This window comes from Pseudomonas urethralis (assembly GCF_021602465.1).
Taxonomy (GTDB): Bacteria; Pseudomonadota; Gammaproteobacteria; order Pseudomonadales; family Pseudomonadaceae; genus Aquipseudomonas; species Aquipseudomonas vlassakiae.
In genome coordinates, this window is record NZ_BQIJ01000074.1 from 1 (window position 1) to 253 (window position 253).

Consider the following 253-nt stretch of genomic DNA (forward strand, 5'->3'; position numbering starts at 1 on the left):
CTGCTTCTCGGTGAGTTCAAGCTGGAGGTCACCCAGGAATGCCCGGAATGCCGCGAACTGGATGATCCGGTAGAAGGCTGCGAGATATGCGATGGCGAGGGTGAGTACGGCCAGCGCCACACAGTCCCGTGGGACATGATCAAGTTCATCTACAGCGAGGCCGTGAAGGGTCTCGCGCTCCAACCGAAAGCCATACGCGTTCCATCCTGACAATAGGAGTACAAATGTACTCCAGCCGGCTGTAACCCCTCTC

At 57.7% G+C, this 253-nt stretch carries 1 protein-coding gene; it reads left to right on the forward strand.

Going from position 1 to position 253, the window contains the following annotated elements:
• On the forward strand, positions 1 to 210 hold a 210-nt coding region (locus tag L6D64_RS28270), incomplete at its 5' end, for a hypothetical protein (protein ID WP_236192673.1).
• Positions 211 to 253: the final 43 nt, after the last annotated feature.